Here is a 15,514-nt window from a genome sequence, read left to right as displayed (position 1 = left end):
ATAACGTTCAACCCGTCTAACGAGGCAAGGATGCCCCTATGATATACGAAAAACCAATGGACAGGACCATCGCAATAAAACCAATGGCCCTGTTGTCTTTGGCAATTTCCTGATCGACATTAAATGTCGGGGTCATGAATTCAAAAATGAAGTAAGCAGACAACAACAGGAAAAATCCGAATGTCGCCCAAATCAACGCTTCGCCCAAAGACAAATGCGCCTGAATGGAATAACGGAAAATGTTCGCGATCCCAAAAATTTTCCCACCTGTTGCCATTGCTACTGCCATATTTCCGCGCTTCAATTCTTCCCAAACACGATAACGCGTCACCAGTTCAAAAATGGCTAAGAATAAAACCATCGCCAGTCCAGATACAGTAAAATAAGCTGCAGTTGCAAAATATGGATTGTGCAGAAGGCTTTCCATATGTCCCTCCCGACCTCTTATTTCAATTCGGCAATGGTAGCACCTACGCCGCCTTCTCCTTGACCACCTAAGCGGAAGGATTTTACATTACGATGACTTCTCAAATACTCGTGCACGCCTTTGCGCAGTACCCCTGTCCCGTGTCCATGAATAATGGAGACCGAGTGCAAGCCTGCCAACAGCGCATCATCTAAAAACTGATCAATTTCCCGAATGCTGTCCTCGACATTGTAGCCGCGCAAGTCGAGATCCATCTTAATATTGTCACTGCGACGCTTCACAGAGGTGTACGGAGCCGCTTGCGGTTTTTGCTGGATGGAGTTTTGGACATGCATATCATCGCGCTTCACCTTCATTTTCATGATCCCGATCTGCACGAGGAATTCTTCATTGTTTACCTTTTCCAGCACGGTTCCTTTTTGTCCGAAGCTTGTCACCATTACTTCGTCGCCCACCTTGATCTGTGTGGCACGAACTGCTTTCGCCGGCTTTTTCACCTTTTCCTTCTCCAGCTCAAGGACGGCATTGCCCAAACGCTTCTTCGCATCGATGAGACGATGCTCCTTGATTTCCATGCCTTCTGCCATCATCTCGCGCAGCTCGCGAATGATCGTTTCCGCTTCTTCTTTTGCGAGTTGGACGGCAATTCGCGCTTCGTCCTCTGCTCGCTCCATTCGTTTGTTTTTCTCTTCGGCAAATTGCGCCCGCTCATCTTCCAGCTGTCTACGCAGCTCTTCCGCTTCCTCGCGTGCCGCTTTTGCCGCCACTCTGTCTGCTTCCGCCGACTTGCGATTACGCTCCAACGAAGCGATCATGCTCTCGACCTGATTGTCTTCCTCACTGATCGAGCCGCGCGCTACATCAATAATGTGTTCCGGCAATCCCAGACGTCTTGCGATGGCAAACGCGTTGGATCTGCCCGGAACCCCGATGAGCAAGCGGTAAGTAGGACGCAGCGTCTGTACATCAAATTCTACGCTGGCGTTGATGACCTCGGGTCTATCGTAGGCATACGCCTTCAATTCACTGTAGTGAGTCGTTGCGACCAATCTCGCACCGGAATCAATCACATGGTCGATGATGGACATGGCCAGAGCAGCACCCTCTGTCGGGTCTGTTCCTGCGCCTAGCTCGTCAAACAGAACCAAGCTCTTGTCGTCCATTTTCGCCAAGATTTGAATAATATTGGTCATATGGCTTGAGAATGTAGATAGGCTCTGCTCGATGGATTGCTCATCCCCGATATCGGCAAAAACGGAGGAGAATACGGTCATTTCGCTCTCTTCCTCTGCCGGGATATGCAAGCCTGCCATGGTCATCAAGGACAGCAGTCCGATTGTTTTGAGGGAAACGGTTTTTCCGCCTGTATTCGGGCCTGTCACAACAATCGCCTGATACTCTCCACCTAGCTCGACATCTACAGGAACGACAACTTCTCGTGGGATGAGTGGATGACGCGCTTTTCGCATGTTTACGTATCCGCGATCATTGATGCGTGGACAGATCGCCTTCATGCTCCAGGCAAGCTGAGCCTTGGCAAACATAAAATCGAGCTCTGTCAGTGCTTCTGTGTTCTCGATCAAAGCCTCTACCGCAAAGGATACCTGCTCCGTCAGCACATACAGAATGCGCTCCACTTCACGCTCCTCGCGCAGGCGAAGCTCGCGAAGCTTGTTGTTCATCTCGACGATCACTTCCGGTTCGATAAAGAGCGTCGCCCCAGATGCCGACTGATCATGAACAATTCCGCCAAATACAGAACGATACTCCTGCTTCACCGGAATGACGAAACGATCACCACGAATCGTAACGATGTTTTCCATCAACATTTTTTGGTAAGTTGACGAGCGTGTCATTTGATCGAGCTTTTCGCGAATGCGCGACTCGAGCTGTCTAATCTCCTGACGTACCTGACGCAATTCAAGGCTCGCGCTGTCCAAAATATCGCCGTTTTCATCAACACAGCGGCGAATTTCGGTTTCCAACTCGCGTAGGCCCTCAATACGCTCTGCCTGTTGTTGCAATAATGGCAGCTCGTGATCCTCACACATATCGAGCAAAAACGTTTTGAGCCTGCGTCCGGCCATAACGGTGCTGGCGATATCCAGCAATTCCATCGGGGCGAGCATGGCGTTCAATCTGGCTCGCTGTACGGGACCGCGGATATCGCGAATGCCGCCGAGAGGCACGCTGCCTTTTAGGCGTAACACGGTTGCTGCTTGTTCTGTCCCTTGCTGAGCAGTTATGACTTCATCCAAGCGTAAAAAAGGAACCAGCTCTGATGCTTTTTCTTTTCCATATGTGCAAGATGCCTTGTCAATCAACAGGGCGACTATTTTATCGTATTCTAATGTCTTTAAAACCCGTTGTTCCACTGTGCTCCTCCTTCTTTATCCAGCGGCGACCGTTGTACCGTGCGGGCGGGAGCGACGGTCTATACCGGCAATCATTACGATCTCCCCATTATAGCATGGCAGCGGAGCTTAGAAAACTTGGGCAACGGATAGCACCAGACAGGCACTACCGGTGAAGGATAATTTTACACGCTTTCGTTTGGCATAGTACAACTCTTTGCGTGAGAAAATGAAAGGTGAAACAACCCTAAAGGAGGAGTACACTTGACGATCATGCGCCATATCGTCCGCTTTATCGTCGCTGCCGTAGTCCTGATGTTTGTCGGCTTTCTGGTCCCTGGCTTTTCGGTTAGCAGTTTTTGGACAGCTCTGCTCGCGGCCGTTGTCATCGCACTGATTGGTTGGGCCGTAGAAGCCATTTTTGGAGATCGAATTTCGCCGTACAATCGTGGTATTATCGGCTTCTTGGTCAGTGCCGTCGTGATTTATCTCACTCAGTTCATCGTCTCTGGGTTCCGCGTAACGATTCTTGGTGCACTTCTGGCTTCGTTGGTGATCGGGATTATCGACTTGTTTATCCCAATCAAAACCCATATGGATTTACGCAATGGAGATGCCGGGAACAAGCAGGAGACATAGGTTAAATGCAACAAAGAGCCATCCCATTAAAAACGGGGTGGCTCTTCTCATTTTTCCAAAACGTGAAAAGAGAGGCATTCCGCCCCTCTTTTCCTTAATCTATCGGTTTAGCCTTTGCCTCTTCCTGAATGATTTTCAGCAGTTCTTCGTACTCCTGACGCAAACGGAAGTATTCATCCGCGATATTGACTGCAGAAAGTACGGCAATTTTGGCAGTATCCAGTCGATGGTTGCCGTTTGCGATTTCGTTCATCTTGTCATCAACGAAACCGGCCACCATGCGTATGTGATTGACACTTGCCTTGCCACTGAGCCGGTATTGTTGGCCAAAGATGTCCACCGTCAAACGATTTTTCCCATCACCTTGCACGAGAGGTACCTCCCTACTGCGACCTTTGCTCTACTTTATCCTTTTTTAGGTTACTGAAAATGTCAGATTTCGTCAAGCAATCTTACATGCGCAGTTCAGCGCCTGTGTTGTTTTTCAAGGCTTCGATGACAGCAGTAGTCACTTGTTGAATCTCTTCGTCCTGCAAGGTACGCTCTGCGTGACGGAATACGAGGGCAAATGCCATGCTCTTCTTATCTTGGGCAATACGCTCACCCATGTATACATCGAACAGGGTTACGGACTCGAGCAGCTCGCCTGCCGCTTCACGAATCGTTGCTTCCAATGCACCAGCAGCTACACTGCGATCCACAACGAGAGCCAAGTCACGCGTAACCGCTGGGGACTTCGGCAACTGATTGTAATGTCCTACCTCGGCAGATACATCAATCAAAGTAGTTACATCAAACTGGAATACGTACGTTTCGGACAGATCATACGCTTTTTCTGTGCCCGGATGAACTTGCCCCAGATAGCCCAGACGCTTTTCTCCTACCCATACTTCTGCGGTACGTCCTGGGTGCATACCCGCGATGTCCTGTACAGCTTTGTATTCAGCAGCTTGAATACCCAAACGAGCGAAGAGTGATTCCACAATCCCTTTGGTTTGGAAGAAATCAACAGGCTGCTTAGCACCCATCCAGTTTTGTGTGAGCAGTTGTCCAGTCAATGAACCCGCTACGTACAGACGCTCTTCCGGAAGCTGCGTGAGTGTTTCTTCTTTCGTCAAGAACACACGGCCCAATTCGAAAATCGCAACATCGTGGTTTTGGCGGTTTTTATTGTAAGCGACTGTTTCCAAGAGGCTAGGAATCAAGCTCGTGCGCAGAACGCTATGGTCTTCACTCATTGGCATCATGAGCGCAACAGGGTTTACTTTCTCCTGATGCAGACCCGCTACTGCCTCGACACGATCAGGATGAACCAGTGCATAGGAAATCGCTTCATTCATGCCAGTACCGATCAGATGATGACGGATCGTACGGCGCAATTGCTGTTCTTTTGTCAACTGTCCTTGTGTGGTCGAACCAGAAGGCAAGCTGGTCGGAATGTTGTCGTAGCCGTACAGACGTGCAACCTCTTCCACCAAATCCTCTGGCAGCGTAATGTCGCCACGTCTTGTTGGAACGGTTACCGTCCATTTGTCGCCCGCTACTTCATACGGGAATTGCAGACGCTCGAAAATCGGCGATACGTCAGCAGCCGACATATCAGTTCCGAGATGCTGATTGATTTTTGCAAGCGTAACGGAAACAACAGCAGGCGTAGCTTCGCTTACAACAGCAGAGCTGATTCCTTTGGATACCGTTGCCCCAGACAATTGCTGAATCAGAGCAGCAGCGCGCTCTCCCGCTTCCTGCACACGTGCTTGGTCAACGCCTTTTTCCCAACGTACGCAGCCTTCTGTACGCATGCCGAGCATACGAGCTGTACGGCGTACTGTTTTTGGCGTGAACCAAGCTGCTTCGAGAATGATTTCGCTCGTCTCGCCTGTAATTTCTGAGTTAGCTCCACCCATTACACCTGCGATCGCCAAACCTTTGGTCTGGTCGGCAATCAGCAAGGTTTGCTCATCCAGCGTGCGCTCTTGATCGTCCAGTGTCACGAGCTTTTCACCCTCGTTTGCCAGTCGAACGACAATAGAGCGATCAGCTACCTGTGTCGCATCGAAAGCATGCAGCGGCTGACCGTACTCGAGCAGGACGTAGTTCGTTACGTCTACCACGTTGTTGATCGGACGAATTCCCGCTGCCATCAGGCGATTTTTCATCCATTGCGGAGATGTCGCGATTTTGGCGTTGGTGAAGTGACGACCGTGGTATTGATAGCTTTCATTCGTCGCTTCGATCTTGACTTGGATCGGGTTGTCGCCACCATTTTCGGTCAGCTCGATTTGCGGGAATACCACTTCTTTGCCCAAAATAGCGGCTACCTCGTAAGCAACCCCCAGCATGCTCAAGCAATCCGAACGGTTCGGTGTCAATCCCAATTCCAGCACATAGTCATCCAAGCCGAGGTACGAAATAGCATCCATTCCGATTTCCGCATCCGCAGGCAGAACCATAATGCCTTCTTGTTGATCTTTTGCCAGAAGCTTTTCGTTTAAGCCCAATTCTTTTGCCGAGCAGATCATCCCTTGGGATTCTACACCGCGCAGCTTGGAACGCTTGATGTTCAGACCACCTGGGAGCTTCGCACCGATCAGGGCAACGAGAACCTTCTGTCCCTTGTCTACGTTCGCTGCTCCGCAAACGATTTGCAGGTCTTCTCCTTGTCCTGCATCAACAACGCATACGTTGAGGCGGTCTGCATCCGGGTGCTTGCTGCGTTCTTTTACATAACCGATCACAACACCGGATACACCTGCGTTGCGCGATTCAACTGCGTCTACTTCAATCCCGCTGCGAGTCAGCTTTTCAGCCAGCTCCTGGGGCGTCGTTCCACTCAGATCGACGTATTCAGATAACCATTGGTACGATACCTTCATCTTTACCTCTCCTCTCTAGCCTCGATTGAACTGACGCAGGAAACGAACGTCGTTGGTATAAAAATGGCGGATGTCCTCCACCGCATATTTGAGCATCGCAATTCGTTCTACACCCATACCGAATGCAAAACCGCTGACTTCCTCAGGGTTGTAGCCGGCCATTTCCAGTACGCGCGGGTGAACCATACCAGCACCCAAAATCTCGATCCAGCCTGTTTGCTTACATACACGGCAACCGTGACCGCCGCAGTTGAAGCATTGCAGGTCTACTTCTACGGAAGGCTCTGTGAACGGGAAGAAGCTTGGGCGCAGACGAATTTGTTGGTTTTCCCCGAACATTTGACGGGCAAACGTCAAGAGAGTACCTTTCAAGTCACTCATCCCGATTTTTTTATCAATCACGAGACCCTCGATCTGCGTGAATTGGTGGGAGTGTGTCGCATCGTCATCATCGCGGCGATACACTTTACCTGGGCAGATCATTTTGAGTGGGGTCTTGCCTTCTTTTTTCAGCATCGTACGTGCTTGCACAGGAGATGTCTGCGTACGGAGCAGTAGCTCTTCTGTGACGTAGAACGTATCTTGCATATCGCGTGCCGGGTGATCTTTCGGCAGGTTCAGCATCTCGAAGTTGAAGTGGTCCATTTCTACCTCAGGACCTTCTGCCACCTCGAAGCCCAAACCGATGAAAATGTCTTCGATCTCTTCAATGATCCGAGAGAGTGGGTGCATGGTGCCTGCTGGTACTGGACGTCCTGGCAGTGTCACATCGATCGTTTGAGAAGAAAGCTTGGCAAAGAGAGCCGCTTCTTCAAATGCTTGTTGTTTGCCGGAGAACGCTGCCTCCAGCGCTTCCCTTACTTCATTTACCAGCTGACCGACAACTGGACGCTCTTCTGGGGACAGACCGCCCATTCCGCGCAGGAGTTCTGTCAACTCGCCCTTTTTCCCCAGGTATTTGACGCGCAAATCCTGAAGTTGTGCGGCTTCTGTCACTTGGCTGATTTGGCCCAGTGCGGACTCTTTCATTTCTTGCAACCGAGTTTGCACTTCGAATCGCTCCTTTTTCATTTGATAAAAAAAAAGAAAAACCCGCCCCAGAAAAGGGACGAGTTACTTTTTTCTCGCGGTACCACCCTTGTTAGACAATTCGCTTCCACCCTGTGACAAATCCATGACAATATCACTAGTGGAAAGAGACATTTGTCTCACTTCAGATCATTGGTAACGGGTATGACCCGGCTGCTCCTACTGCGCGAAAAGCGGTTCAGAGTGCGGCTTTGGAGTGAATTCGGCAGCTATCGTGTTTAAGATGCTCGCAGTCTGTGACATCTTCTCCCTGAAAAACAGATAGGTCCTGCGTACTAGTCTCCGTCATCGCTTTACGGTATAATTAAGACGTAGGAAAATTATAGCGCAACAAGAGAGAACTTTCAATTCTACAAATGTTACATATCCGCATGAGCATTTCCATGCGTGTGTTACCATTCGAAAGGGGATTTTGACATGATTGACAATGTTTCCGCCCTTTACGATAAGACAAGCAACTGCCGCCATTGCCAAGCGACCTTTTCGACCAAAAGGATCAGAAGCGGCACGTTGACGATGCTCCATCGCGACAGCGATTTTTATACCACTTTTAAAGAGCAATCTTTAAATCCCATTTTATATACCGTCAATGTCTGCCCTGAATGCGGCTTCGCCTTTACGGATCAATTCCGGGACAAGCTCGCCCCCTGGCAAAAGCAGATTGTGGATGAACAAATCTCCTCGAAATGGAAACCAAAAGATTTTGGCAAGGTTCGTCATGTACCAGAAGCCATTGTCAGCTACAAGCTGGCCATTTACGCAGCTGAACTAACGGATCAGCCCCATTCCGTAAAAGCGGGTCTGTATTTGCGCCTCGCGTGGCTTTATCGATTCCAGAAAAATGTCGCGGAAGAAATGCGCTTTATCGATATGGCCGTGGAAGAATATGAACAATCGTATATTCATTCCGACTATACACGCGGCGACAAAGAAATGACCGAAGTTCGCTTGCTATACTTGATTGGTGAGCTCTACCGCAGACTCGAAAAGTTTGACTTAGCCATCAAGTATTTCGGCAAGGCACTGGCTTTTCGCAACCACACCATTGAGAGCGGCATTATCCGGATGGCGCAAGATCAATGGCAACTCGCGCGCGAAGAGTATAAAGAGAAAAAAAGTGAGCAAAAGATCGGCTAAGCATGCCGATCTTTTCTTTTGCGTTGTGCCTCGTATACAAAAATTCCTGCCGCTACTGCCGCATTCAATGACTCTGCGCCGCCATAAAGCGGGATGTGAACGAATTGATCTGCCCTGGCAAACATCTCTTGAGAGACGCCTCTTCCTTCATTGCCGATGACCATTGCCGTCAGACCAGCATAATCAGCCTCGTCATAGGAAACACTGTTTTGCTCCAAGGAAGAGATCAGAACTCGCCCTCCCTTTGCCTTCCATTCATCTGCCGTCTCGACTAACGACTGTGTAAAGACCGGGATGCGGAACAGTGCCCCCATTGTGGCCCGTACCACTTTTCCATTGTAAAGATCGACACTGCCACTCCCAAGTACGACACCATCGACTGCTGCCGCTTCTGCTGTACGCAAAATCGTGCCGAGGTTGCCCGGGTCTTGTATTTCGTCCAAAAAGAGAAGCAACAAGCTGTCTTGTTCCTCTCTCTTCGTATCTACCCATTCTGCCCAATTGGCTGCTGTTTTTTTCACTTCGGCAACAATTCCTTGTGGTGACTTGGTTTCGGACAGCTTCGCCAGCACTGCCTCTGATGCCGCAATGACCTGAACAGATTCCGGATGATTAGCCAGAGCACGTTGGCAGGCAGGGTCCATATCACGCTGTTGATCGTAAATAACCGTGACTACCTCCGCCCCGCTTTTTAACGCCTCCTCTACCAGATGCGCCCCTTCCACGAGAAAACGCTGCTGCTCTTCTCGTCCTTTCCGTGAGAGCAACTGGTTTAATCGCTTTACCAGAGGGTTTTGTACCGAAGTAATGATTTCATTTGTCATAAACCTATGCCCGCTCCTCAAATTCGCGTAAGTCTTTGTTGTTCCCGATCACCACAAGCACGTCTCCGTATTGGATGACTTCATCCGGGCTAGGAGCGATGTTGAATTTATCTCCGCTTTTGATGGCAATAACGTTGACCTCGTATTTTTTCCGAATATCCAGTTGCCGCAAGTTTTGACCGACCAGCTTGGTCGACACGACTACCTCCGCCACGCTGTAGTCCTCTGCCAGCTCAATAAAGTCAAGAACGTTAGAGGAGATCAGATTGTGGGCGACCCGCACCCCCATGTCACGCTCAGGGAATACGACACGGTCAGCTCCTACCTTGTACAATACTTGTCCATGACGTTCATTCTGTGCTTTTGCCACGATCTTTTTGACACCCAAATCTTTCAGCGTCAATACCGTCAGGATGCTCGCCTGAATATCGACCCCAATCGCCACAACGACTACGTCAAAATTGCGGATGCCGATTTCCTTCAAGGCGCGTTCATCCGTAGAATCCGCTGCTACAGCATGCGTCACATACTGAATGTTTTCGTTAATACGCTCCTCGTTCTCATCTATTCCCATGACTTCATAATCCATCTCGTACAGCGTTCTCGCCACGCTGGAACCAAAACGTCCCATACCGATGATAGCAAATTGCTTCGACATGTTAATCTTCTCCTTTACGGACCTTTCCAATATCAAGCATTATAGCACAACCAAAACACACGCTACAAAACGGTTATGTGCGTTTTTTGCTCATGCATGGTATGCACGATTCGGGGTTTACAAATACTATAGCTTGAATTCATTCTCACAAGCGAGGTGCAACCACGGTCATGAACATTGCCTCACTCAATTTACGTCAAGCGATCATGTACAAAATGCAAGGCTCAGATCCAAACGCAGTCGAAGAAACCATCAGTGATGCGATCTCAAGCGGTCAGGAGAAAACTCTCCCAGGATTAGGCGTATTGTTTGAAGTTCTGTGGCAAAACAGTGATACTTCCTCACGTCAGACGATGATCAATACCATCGCGGAGCACTTGCCTGAGCAAGCAGAAAAACCGATCATCTAACCCACATCGTCAAGAACAGAGCATAAGAAAGCAATACGAAGGGAGGGGCTATTAAGTCCCTCCCTGTTCCTTGTTTTCAGCCTCCCTTTTGTTCATTTTATTGCGTATGAATTGGGTGATTGCCAGCAAGACGGGAATGATGATGGTCACGATGTATCCCATTTTTATCAGGAGCTTTGAAAAAGCAAACAACTCCACTATATTTTGCGGCACTAATATTAGGTAAAAAAGCGGCCCTAGGATCACGATAGCACTGATTCGCTGAAAACGAATGCCTTTGCGAAGCCAGCGCCGCAGTGAAAAAACCGTCGCATAAAACATATTCCCGATTGACGTAAACACTGTAGAAACCCAGATCGCGAGGTAAGCTGACTCAAAACGTTCCAAAAACCAGCCTTCCCTCTGTGTAACCTTCACCAGTTCAAGGGAAGGCCAAACCATCCTCTGCAATTCTTCATAGCCAAATACAGCGATCCCTGCAATGACTGTAATCACATAAACGACAAAGACAACGCTCACACCTGTGATACTAGCCATTCCCAGCCTTGCTCCCGGGATAGAGAAAGCAAAATAAACCAATAACAGCTCATATCCAGTGAAAACCGAATACGTATCTAAACCTGCTTTCACTACATGTTTCCATGACTCTACATGAAGTGGTAATAGATTGTTCCACTCTGCGTTCATAAAGGAGACGAGAGGAATCAAGACAGCGGGCAAAAGAAGAAAAGGAATCAGCAGCTCATTTACCCTTGCAACGGCTTCAATTTCATGACAACAAAGAAACACCACTAGCAAGAGCAGAGTGACGACAATTGCCTCCAGCGGAGTATTAGACAATACCGAGGTCACGATAACTTCCCCGAACAATCTGGCTACCATTCCCGCATTAAATAACTGATAGAGAATGAACAGAAAAACACATACGCCACCTGGCACTGCACCAAAAATCTGCGGCATAAATTCGACACAGGTCAGGCCAGAAAACTGGTTGCCTAAATACACGATGGCCGCCACCGCCACAAATACCACCAAAACACCTACAAGGAGACCGAGCCAGCCCATTTGATGAAGAAGAACGGTTGATGTTCTTGGGATGGACAGTAACCCTACTCCGATCATCGAATTGATCGTAATGCTGGTAAGCTGCCAGGTACCAAAATTGCGTTGCTGATTTTCCACAGTGATCGCTCTCCTATTGCATTTCCATACCAAGGCGACGCAGTTTGATGGTGTATTTGACGCGAACCGGAAAATCTCTGAAATCTTTCTTCCAATCATGAGTCTCCCAGTATTCTTGGTAATGCTTCGCACGAAGTGTAAGGCCCAGCTTCAAAATGTCACTATTGTAATGCTTTTGCAATTGGAGCAAGAGCTTTTTGGCCCGGTTTTCCATTTCTCTTTTGATAAGGGCCTGCATTTGAACGATAAATTGCTCTGCAGGAATTTTCAAGTCTTCTGTAAGTTCGACAATATCCCCTTGAAGCTCGCAATGATAGGTAGCGGAAAAGGCATCCTGTCCATGAATCCTCAGCTTTGTTTTTACAAAGTGCGGGCGAAAGCTCACATAGCCATTTTTCGTATTCGGCAACGGAATAACAATGTCTCCACCCGGTTTTTCGTTTCGCAGATTGATCAATGTCCACGACTGCACGCGATCCAGTTTTCCCACCATCTTGTGTCCCCGAAACACCGCAACCCCCTTCCAGCTCACCTCATTTTTACTTGCCTCTACATAATTAAGAAACGGCTCCATGGTTGCATTGGAGGTCTGATTAAAATAGTCACCCAACGTTTGGTCGGGGATTCTCCCTAATTTCATTCCATTCTCGATCAACCCCATCAAGAAGACGACGGGAATTTGTTCCAGCCCCGGCTTGACTTCCAGCAGAGTAGACGCCTTGCCTTTTACGACAATCGGCCACAAGAGTCGCCGTATTTGCGGTTCGCGGCGAAAACCGTCCATGATGTCTTGTATCCCCTCCCTGGCCACCTCCTCACTCAAAGCCAGAACGCGTGTATGTCCGAGAAACAATCGTTGGTTCAGTCGCATTTGCAGGTTGTTGGAAGCATCTGTTACCGTTCGTCCCGTGACGCTCATGATTTTCACTGCATCCGCATTGCTTCCTCCCCCCTGCCCGCTGCTACCCGCGATTTTGATTGGAATCGGAATTTGGACGGTCATTTTATACAGATTTTCATCCTCTTCTGCCTGATCGATCGCAATCGCCAATACCGATGCCCGTTCTTCCAATTCACGCCTGTCCCAACACCCTGTCAACAGGCACATACAGATGAAAAGCAGAATAAAGCACCTCAGATACTTACCCATCGACATTCCCTCTCTCCCGTTTGGACATCATGTCACGGATGAGTATGACTACCCAGTAAACGACAGGAATGAGCAAATTAATGAATAAGCTAGACAACCCCAACAACGAAGATACTTGAAATACCTCCCGGATGTTTTGCGGTATAAGGGAAAAGTAGAACAAAGGGACGAGCAGGACTGCAGCCATGACTCTTTGAAACCAAATTCCTTTTCGAAACAACTGTCTCAGTGAGTAAACGACGACGTAATACGCATTGGCTACCGTGGTAAAAACAGCCGAAACCCACACCGCCAAAAAAGCCGACTCCAACCGTTCCAATATAAATCCAGGCACCTGCGTCGTCTTGACCAATTCAAGCGTCGGCCACGTCACCCTCTGCAGTTCTTCGTATCCGAATACCGAGATACCAGCGACAACAATTAACATGTAAAGCAGTGCGGCAATTAAAAGACTGTAAAACCCCGCCAACTCCTTGTTCGTGTTTTTCTGTGCATAGGCGAAAAAAACGAACATAATTTCAAACCCGGAATAGGAATAGATCCCTTGGTAGACTCCCTCTGCCATCGAACGAATCGACACATGATTGATGGGCAGGAGATTTCCGAATTCCGCTTTTTGGAACGACGCAAGCGCGATGAATAGCAGCGGCAAGATAATAAAAGGAAACAATAGCTCGTTCACGCGGGCTACCACTTCCACCTCATGCATGCACAAAAAGAAAATTAGCAAAAACATCGTCATGAGCATTACTTCCAACGGAGTCTGCAAAAGAACGGACGTCACAACCACTTCGCCAAATACACGCGAAACGACTGCCGTGGAAAAATACAGGTATACCAGATAGATACTAATCCAAGGAAGGCTGAATACTTTGCCCACCCAAGGACGACTGGCCGAACCCCATACCTTGTGACTATATTCTATGAATGTTTCCCCCGGGTATCGCTTGCTCAATTTGACTATTAACCATAAGGAAACAAACGCACCTGCTGAGCCAACAAGGGGGGCGATCCAGCCTGCCTCGAATAATTTGGAGCTGGTGGTACGAGGAAGGGTCAAAACGCCGACACCGATCAGGGTACTTGTCATGAGACAAATTTGTTGCCACATCGATAGATTCTGGTGCCAGCTGTGCCCCTCGCTCTGGCTCATTTCCGGTTATCCTCCTCTCTCATTCGCGTTTTATCTTGAACATGAAACATCATCGGTCTTGTTTTCATAAGATGATGAGGAACCCGTATGAACAAGTCCTTCATTCCCGCCAGATTGAGCGGACTAAGTGGGGACATATAGGGTACTCCAAACGATTTCAGAGAAGACAAGTGAATGAGGATGACGATCACAAACAGCATAATACCGTATAGTCCAAACATCCCTGCCAGGAACATAACCGGAAACCTGAGCATGCGAATGGCGATCGCTGCACTATAGCTAGGTGATGCGAATGAACCGATTGTCGTCACGGCCACGATAATTACCATAACGGGACTGACAAGCCCGGCGGTTACCGCCGCTTCCCCTACCACGAGTGCGCCAACAATCCCGATTGTCGGACCTATGGGCCCAGGCAGCCTCACGCTGGCTTCCCTCAAAATCTCGATGGCCAGCTCCATAAACAGAGCTTCGATCAGAGACGGAAATGGAACGGTAGATCGTCCTGCCGCCATCGCAATGACCAAACGAGAAGGAATCATCTCCGGATGAAACGAGCTAAAAGCGATGTAAAGAGAGGGAAGCATCAGCGCGATGCTAATACTGATAATCCGGATGAAACGGATCAAGGTCGCGATGTAAAATCGCTCGTAATAATCCTCGGGACTCTGATAAAACTGCGAAAATACTGCAGGAGCAATTAAACCGAACGGCGTACCGTCTACCAGAATACCTACTTTTCCTTCCAATAGATTGGCCACCACTTTGTCGGGACGTTCTGTATTTTGAATCTGCGGGAATGGGGACCATCTGCGATCCTGGATCATTTGTTCGATATACCCGCTTTCCAGTACAGAATCCACATGAACGCTCTCTATTCTCGCAATCACTTCCTCCACCATCGGGGGATACGCAATGCCGTCGATGTACATGACGTATATGTCAGTCTGTGTACGTTCGCCGACAACCATATGACGCACTCTGAGATTAGGGTCCTTCAAGCGGAAGCGGATCAGCGCTGCATTCACGCACAATGTCTCACAAAAGCCATCGCGTGGCCCACGTACGACTGATTCCGTCTGAGGCTCTTCCACTGAACGCCTATCCCAACCTCTCGTGTTATTCAAGTAAGCATTTTGACACCCATCAATGATCAGTACCGCACATCCAGACAAAATATTTCGGACGATCTGCCTCAGTTTGTCCGTCACATCCAGCTCATTTGTCGCCGGATCATGATAGGTGATATCGGGAGTCGTCATATAGCGAATAATAAAATCACTGATGACATTGCGATCCACCATGCCATCTATAAAAACGATAGCGGCTTGAGCCTTCGACTTTGTTTGAAAACGGCGAACGACGAGATCATCACACTTTCCAAACTGCGCTTGAATCAATTGGATGTTTTCTTCCACATTTGTCGTGAGCGTAACATCCGAGACGCTTTCCATGCTCTTGTTGGCGTATTGCTCCAACGCTTTTGACTGGAGGGCTTCTTTTCTTTTTTGCCATGCTTGAAAAAACTGGCTCACCCTGCTCACCCTTCCATGGAATGTAGCCTGCCTACAGGTACGGATAGTGTGCCCAATAATGGAAAGGAAATCCCGTAAAA

14 protein-coding genes are annotated in these 15,514 nt (G+C 48.7%); 3 read left to right on the top strand and 11 right to left on the bottom strand.

Annotated elements, in window-relative coordinates:
• Positions 1-16: 16 nt before the first annotated feature.
• Both ACKKE8_RS09455 and ACKKE8_RS09450 read right to left on the bottom strand, forming a co-directional pair.
• The gene (locus tag ACKKE8_RS09455; protein WP_007728502.1) at positions 17-427 is read right to left on the bottom strand and encodes a DUF350 domain-containing protein; all 411 of its coding nucleotides are present in this window, start codon (positions 425-427) and stop codon (positions 17-19) included.
• A 17-nt stretch (positions 428-444) separates the two neighbouring features.
• Complete coding sequence (locus tag ACKKE8_RS09450; protein WP_409177946.1) at positions 445-2,802, bottom strand: endonuclease MutS2; 2,358 nt, start codon at positions 2,800-2,802, stop codon at positions 445-447.
• A gap of 243 nt (positions 2,803-3,045) precedes the next feature.
• Between ACKKE8_RS09450 and ACKKE8_RS09445 the strand changes: the two genes are divergently transcribed.
• Complete coding sequence (locus ACKKE8_RS09445) at positions 3,046-3,420, top strand: phage holin family protein (RefSeq protein WP_409177945.1); 375 nt, start codon at positions 3,046-3,048, stop codon at positions 3,418-3,420.
• 94 nt (positions 3,421-3,514) lie between these two features.
• On the opposite strand, the gene zapA is transcribed toward ACKKE8_RS09445, so the two are convergent.
• From zapA to pheS, 3 genes are all read right to left on the bottom strand, one after another.
• Positions 3,515-3,790: a cell division protein ZapA gene (zapA, locus tag ACKKE8_RS09440; protein WP_007728510.1), complete on the bottom strand. Its 276-nt coding sequence runs from the start codon at positions 3,788-3,790 to the stop codon at positions 3,515-3,517.
• An 82-nt stretch (positions 3,791-3,872) separates the two neighbouring features.
• Positions 3,873-6,296, bottom strand: coding sequence for a phenylalanine--tRNA ligase subunit beta (gene pheT / locus ACKKE8_RS09435; protein WP_409177944.1), 2,424 nt, complete (start codon positions 6,294-6,296; stop codon positions 3,873-3,875).
• A gap of 15 nt (positions 6,297-6,311) precedes the next feature.
• Positions 6,312-7,346, bottom strand: a complete 1,035-nt coding sequence (pheS, locus tag ACKKE8_RS09430) for a phenylalanine--tRNA ligase subunit alpha (protein WP_007728518.1) — start codon at positions 7,344-7,346, stop codon at positions 6,312-6,314.
• Between the two features lie 456 nt (positions 7,347-7,802).
• Here pheS and ACKKE8_RS09425 point away from each other — a divergent pair, with 456 nt between their 5' ends.
• Positions 7,803-8,522 carry a DUF2225 domain-containing protein gene (locus ACKKE8_RS09425; protein WP_409177943.1) on the top strand — a complete coding sequence of 240 codons (720 nt, stop codon included), beginning with the start codon at positions 7,803-7,805 and terminating at the stop codon, positions 8,520-8,522.
• Here the strand turns inward: ACKKE8_RS09425 and ACKKE8_RS09420 are convergent.
• Together ACKKE8_RS09420 and ACKKE8_RS09415 are read right to left on the bottom strand one after the other, a co-directional pair.
• A complete protein-coding gene (locus tag ACKKE8_RS09420) occupies positions 8,519-9,346 on the bottom strand; it encodes a TrmH family RNA methyltransferase (protein ID WP_409177942.1) in 828 nt (275 codons plus the stop codon). The genes ACKKE8_RS09425 and ACKKE8_RS09420 overlap by 4 nt on opposite strands.
• Positions 9,347-9,350: 4 nt before the next feature.
• Complete coding sequence (locus ACKKE8_RS09415) at positions 9,351-10,004, bottom strand: potassium channel family protein (RefSeq protein WP_409177941.1); 654 nt, start codon at positions 10,002-10,004, stop codon at positions 9,351-9,353.
• 170 nt (positions 10,005-10,174) lie between these two features.
• Between ACKKE8_RS09415 and sspI the strand changes: the two genes are divergently transcribed.
• A complete protein-coding gene (gene sspI / locus ACKKE8_RS09410; RefSeq protein WP_409177940.1) occupies positions 10,175-10,414 on the top strand; it encodes a small acid-soluble spore protein SspI in 240 nt (79 codons plus the stop codon).
• 51 nt (positions 10,415-10,465) lie between these two features.
• Here the strand turns inward: sspI and ACKKE8_RS09405 are convergent, their stop codons facing one another.
• Genes ACKKE8_RS09405 through ACKKE8_RS09390 form a run of 4 tightly spaced genes read right to left on the bottom strand, consistent with a single transcriptional unit; the run spans position 10,466 to position 15,434 of the window.
• Positions 10,466-11,596, bottom strand: a complete 1,131-nt coding sequence (locus tag ACKKE8_RS09405; RefSeq protein ID WP_409177939.1) for an endospore germination permease — start codon at positions 11,594-11,596, stop codon at positions 10,466-10,468.
• A 13-nt stretch (positions 11,597-11,609) separates the two neighbouring features.
• On the bottom strand, positions 11,610-12,746 hold the full coding sequence (locus tag ACKKE8_RS09400) for a Ger(x)C family spore germination protein (RefSeq protein ID WP_409177938.1): 1,137 nt from the start codon (positions 12,744-12,746) through the stop codon (positions 11,610-11,612).
• The gene (locus tag ACKKE8_RS09395; RefSeq protein WP_409177937.1) at positions 12,739-13,899 is read right to left on the bottom strand and encodes an endospore germination permease; all 1,161 of its coding nucleotides are present in this window, start codon (positions 13,897-13,899) and stop codon (positions 12,739-12,741) included. Before ACKKE8_RS09395 ends, ACKKE8_RS09400 begins: the two co-directional genes overlap by 8 nt.
• Positions 13,896-15,434 carry a spore germination protein gene (locus ACKKE8_RS09390; RefSeq protein ID WP_409177936.1) on the bottom strand — a complete coding sequence of 513 codons (1,539 nt, stop codon included), beginning with the start codon at positions 15,432-15,434 and terminating at the stop codon, positions 13,896-13,898. The genes ACKKE8_RS09395 and ACKKE8_RS09390 overlap by 4 nt, the downstream gene beginning before the upstream one ends.
• Positions 15,435-15,514: the final 80 nt, after the last annotated feature.

Source organism: Brevibacillus fortis, from assembly GCF_046196545.1.
Taxonomy (GTDB): Bacteria; Bacillota; Bacilli; order Brevibacillales; family Brevibacillaceae; genus Brevibacillus; species Brevibacillus fortis_A.
This window is presented reverse-complemented; position numbering and strand designations above follow the sequence as displayed.

Excerpts from the sequence above, each read along its gene's own strand:
- ACKKE8_RS09415 (WP_409177941.1), bottom strand. The coding sequence starts at position 10,004 with ATGTCGAAGCAATTTGCTATCATCGGTATGGGACGTTTTGGTTCCAGC.
- pheT (WP_409177944.1), bottom strand. The coding sequence starts at position 6,296 with ATGAAGGTATCGTACCAATGGTTATCTGAATACGTCGATCTGAGTGGA.
- sspI (WP_409177940.1), top strand. The coding sequence starts at position 10,175 with ATGAACATTGCCTCACTCAATTTACGTCAAGCGATCATGTACAAAATG.
- ACKKE8_RS09395 (WP_409177937.1), bottom strand. The coding sequence starts at position 13,899 with ATGAGCCAGAGCGAGGGGCACAGCTGGCACCAGAATCTATCGATGTGG.
- ACKKE8_RS09455 (WP_007728502.1), bottom strand. The coding sequence starts at position 427 with ATGGAAAGCCTTCTGCACAATCCATATTTTGCAACTGCAGCTTATTTT.
- ACKKE8_RS09425 (WP_409177943.1), top strand. The coding sequence starts at position 7,803 with ATGATTGACAATGTTTCCGCCCTTTACGATAAGACAAGCAACTGCCGC.
- ACKKE8_RS09420 (WP_409177942.1), bottom strand. The coding sequence starts at position 9,346 with ATGACAAATGAAATCATTACTTCGGTACAAAACCCTCTGGTAAAGCGA.
- ACKKE8_RS09400 (WP_409177938.1), bottom strand. The coding sequence starts at position 12,746 with ATGGGTAAGTATCTGAGGTGCTTTATTCTGCTTTTCATCTGTATGTGC.